The sequence below is a fragment of the Granulicella sp. S156 genome, from assembly GCF_009766105.1.
Taxonomy (GTDB): domain Bacteria; phylum Acidobacteriota; class Terriglobia; order Terriglobales; family Acidobacteriaceae; genus Granulicella.
In genome coordinates, this window is sequence record NZ_LMUH01000007.1 from 293,214 (window position 1) to 297,350 (window position 4,137).

Consider the following 4,137-nt stretch of genomic DNA (forward strand, 5'->3'; position numbering starts at 1 on the left):
GCTCATACAGCCGCGCCACAGTCGCATCCACGCGCTCCGCATCCCGATCCAGCGGCTGCTTCAGAATCGCCGTCAACGCCGTCCCGGTGTACTCGACATAGCCATCGATGCGCCCCGACACCAGCGCCTGCTGGCACAGATAGCTCCCCGCCAGCCAGAACCTCCGCTCGACCTTGCCCCCACCGGCAGCCTCAATCTCCTGGGCCAGCAACTCACCCAGCACCACCTGCTCAGTAAAGTTCTTCGCCCCAATCACAACATGCGACGACCGCGGCGGAGCGCAGGCAACAAGGCAACTCAAAGAAGCCAGAAGCAAGACCCCACGCATTATCCGAGCCAATTCCAATAGCCCCAACCTTTGTTCTTGCCGTTGCAGTTGCTCTTGCTTTTCTTTCTGTCATTCCCGGAGGGAATCTGCTTCTTACCCGTGTCGCCACAAAACCGGGTGCCCCATCTTCGGCGCGTTTTTTTGCGCCGAAGGTGGGCATCGGGCGAACGAGGTTGCTGAAAAAGTCGATGACTTCACTGAAGACGATTTTTGCTGTGTACTTTGCGTATGTAAAACCCTCAAAGATTTCGCAAACGTCGTTTGTAGGGCCTTCTGGAGAGTCGTTATTTCGAAGCAATTTCTAACTGCTCACAAAGCTAGACTTTTTCAGCACCCTCGAACGCCCGACCGCTCCTGCCCATGTATGTTTCACCTATAACGCTCGTACCACTTTGAAGGAGCGGGACACCAGTCTCGCCTTTCCACTCCATCATTCACTACGCCACATCATCGCCTCACCGCCAGCCTCTTCTCCACCAACCCCAGCACCCCATCCGCACACAGCGCCAGCAGAGCCGCCGGAATCGCCCCCGCCAGCACCAGCCCGTTATCGACCGACGCCACCCCTCGAAAGATCAACTCCCCCAACCCACCTGCACCAACCGCCGCAGCAATCGTCGCGACCCCCACGCAGGTCACAGTCGCCGTCCGCAATCCGGCCAGAATCACACTCGCCGCCAGCGGAAGTTCCACTTTGAGAAGCCTTTGCAAGTTACTCATTCCGAGAGCATTCGACACATCAACCAGCACCGGGTCGACGCCCCTAATTCCTGTATACGTATTGCGAAGAATAGGCAGCAGCGCATAGCCGGTCAGAGCGACGATCGCCAGCCTCGCCGCCCGATCCCCCAGAAACGGCACTGGCAACAGCAGCCCAAACAAGGCGAGACTCGGGATCGTCTGCAGCACATTCGCAACTGCAAGCACGGGCCGCGCCAGCCCCTGCTTGCGCGTCAGCAGAATCCCCAGCGGCAACCCAATGGCTGCCGCAAACAGCATCGCACTGGCCGTCAGCCAGACGTGCTCGAAGGTGAGCCGAGCAATCTGAGCACCGTACTGACGCAGAAACTCCCTCACGCCGCATCTCCGCGCCACGTCGCCGCGACGTACGCCCGCATCGCGTCATTCGTCGATTCGAGCACGTCACCCGCCGCCAGATCCGCGACGATGCGACCAGCCTCCAATAAAACCACCCGATCGGCTAAATACAGAGCTTCGTCCAGATCATGCGTCACGATTAACGTCGTTTTTACGGCAACCTCCAACAGCCCGCGCACCATCGCACGAATCTCTGCCCGAGTCAGCGGATCAAGCGCCCCAAAGGGTTCGTCCATGAGCAAAACCTTGGGATCGGAAGCCAACGCCCGCGCCAGTCCCACTCTTTGCCTCTGCCCTCCGCTCAACTGCCACGGCTGCCGCTTCGCCACATCCTCCGGCAGACCTACCCAGCGCAGCATCTCCGCCGCCCGTGCCGCAATCTCGGTCTTCGGCTTTCCCGCCAGCTCCAGCGCCATCCCTACATTGCGCTCGATGCTCATGTGCGGAAACAGCCCGGCCTCCTGGATCACATACCCAATGCCGCGCCGCAGCGCGATCACATCCGCCTCGGCAACGTCCTGCTCACCCACCAGCACTTGCCCGCTCGTCGGTCGCACCAGCGCATTCACCGTGCGCAGCAGCGTGGTCTTGCCGGAGCCACTGCGGCCCAGCAGCGCAGTAGTCGTGCCGGCTTCCACAGTGAGCGAGATGTCGCTTAAAAGCTGACGGCCACCCTCTACCGTGAAGCTCACCTGCGCGAACTCCACTTCCTGGGTGGCCATCGAAGACTCCGTTATGAGTGCTGCTATCCCTCGACTGCTGCCTCGGGAGCGTTCTCAGCACTCGTGCCTTCGGCAGGAGCCGTCGGGGCCGCGCCCTTCACGCGCACGACCGTGATCTTGTCAAAGCCTTCCTTGAAGACCGGCGGACGCAGCCGCTCGGCCATCTTGTGCATGACCTCGTCGGTTACCTGGCGTTCCCGCTTGGAGTTGCGCTCCAGGCAGACGGCCAGCGGAACATCGAAGAACACCGCCTGCACCTCGTAGCCGAAGCTCTTGGCCATCTTGATCCACTGACGGCGTTCGTGCGGGCTGAGGTTGGTGGCGTCGACATAGTTCCACGGCATCTTCGCGATCAGCCGCGCCCGCAGCAAGCTGCGCAGCGTACTGAAAACCAACCCTTGATAGCGCTGGTCGGTGATGTCGTCGAACAAGATATTCCGCAGCATGTCGCTCGAAAGCGGAGTGACACCGCGGCGTTTGTACCAGGTCGTCTTGCCCGAACCGGGCAGACCGATCGTCAGCACCACGTAGCCGCGAGGCGACTTCGCCGGCACAGCCACAGGCTCGGCAGGAGGGGTCGCCAGCGACTCCGGCTGCGTCTCGTGGACGATCTGGGGACTTGCTGGGGGAGTTGGCTCAGCCTCCGGGGGCTGAGGCGGGGATAGCGCTTCGTCCTGGGGTGCTGGCACGTCGGCTTCAGCCTTCGCCACCGGCTCAGGATATGTTGGGCGCAGGGGTGCCTGCTGGTTCGCAGGGAGCTCCTGCCCTATCTTGCCCGTGGACTCCGAATCATTCGGTCCACGCTTAGAACGTCTTCTCATGAGTTTCTCGCGCAACCATTCGCGCATAGCTGGTTTGTAACACACGCGTTACCTATGCCGCAAAAGAGGTGCATCCGGACAGGTTCGTTTAGCGGATCGAAATCCGCCTCCCGTTTGCTCCCACCTCCGCGCTTTGGTAGCCTCAAAGGAATGGAGGCACGGACCTTTCGAAGTGCTTTCTATACATTTTGGCGGAGCAAGCACGGCTTCTAACGTGCCGTGCAATGCCCCTGTAAATCTGAAGAAGAGGTCACACGAGCACATGGCAGTCAAGGTTGGAATCAACGGCTTCGGCCGCATTGGACGCAACGTCTTCCGCACGGCACTGGGCAATCCCGACATCGAATTCGTCGCTGTCAACGACCTCACCACCCCGGCCACCCTCGCGCACCTGCTCAAGTACGACTCCATCCTCGGCAACCTGAAGAACGAGATCTCGCATACCGCGGACTCGATCGTCATCGACGGCAAATCCCTCAAGGTCTTCGCCGAGCGTGACCCTGCGAAGCTCGACTGGGCCTCCGTAGGCGCTGAGGTCGTAGTCGAGTCCACCGGCTTCTTCACCGATGCCGAGAAGGCCAAAGCCCACCTCGGCAGCACGGTCAAGAAGGTCATCATCTCCGCGCCAGCCAGCCACGAGGACATCACCCTCGTGCTCGGCGTGAACGAGGACAAGTACGACGCGGCGAAACACCACGTGATCTCCAATGCGAGCTGCACAACAAACTGCCTCGCTCCGGTCGTGAAGGTCCTCCACGATACCTTCGGCATCCAGTCGGGCATCATGACCACGATCCACAGCTACACCAACGATCAGGTCATCCTCGACACGCCGCACAAAGACCTGCGCCGCGCCCGTGCTGCTGCGCTTTCGATGATTCCCTCCTCCACCGGAGCCGCCAAGGCTCTGCGGCTCGTGATCCCGGCGATGGACGGCAAGCTGGACGGCTTCTCCATGCGCGTCCCGACCCCGAATGTCTCCGTCATCGACCTCACCTTCGTCACCGAGAAGCCTATCGACGTAAAGTCCATCAACGCTGCGATCAAGTCCGCCAGCGAAGGCTCCCTGAAGGGCATTCTCGGGTACACGGAAGAGGAGTTGGTCTCGACTGACTTCCGTGGCAACCCACTGTCCAGCATCTTCGACTCGAAGCTGACCAAGGTGATC

Annotated in this window: 5 protein-coding genes; 1 reads left to right on the forward strand and 4 read right to left on the reverse strand. The window is 60.8% G+C overall.

Going from position 1 to position 4,137, the window contains the following annotated elements:
• The 4 genes from GSQ91_RS25825 to GSQ91_RS07020 all read right to left on the reverse strand — a co-directional run.
• Nucleotides 1-328, reverse strand: a 328-nt coding sequence (locus GSQ91_RS25825; protein WP_305794270.1) for a glycine betaine ABC transporter substrate-binding protein, incomplete at its 3' end; no start/stop codon positions are given.
• 447 nt (nt 329-775) lie between these two features.
• A complete protein-coding gene (locus tag GSQ91_RS07010) occupies nt 776-1,405 on the reverse strand; it encodes an ABC transporter permease (RefSeq protein WP_158820541.1) in 630 nt (209 codons plus the stop codon).
• Nucleotides 1,402-2,148, reverse strand: coding sequence for an ATP-binding cassette domain-containing protein (locus GSQ91_RS07015; protein WP_158820542.1), 747 nt, complete (start codon nt 2,146-2,148; stop codon nt 1,402-1,404). The genes GSQ91_RS07010 and GSQ91_RS07015 overlap by 4 nt, the downstream gene beginning before the upstream one ends.
• Nucleotides 2,149-2,171: 23 nt before the next feature.
• Complete coding sequence (locus GSQ91_RS07020; protein WP_158820543.1) at nt 2,172-2,969, reverse strand: ATP-binding protein; 798 nt, start codon at nt 2,967-2,969, stop codon at nt 2,172-2,174.
• Nucleotides 2,970-3,231: 262 nt separating this feature from the next.
• On the opposite strand from GSQ91_RS07020, the gene gap reads away from it, so the two are divergent.
• A partial coding sequence (gene gap / locus GSQ91_RS07025) for a type I glyceraldehyde-3-phosphate dehydrogenase (protein ID WP_158820544.1) occupies nt 3,232-4,137 on the forward strand: 906 nt, incomplete at its 3' end.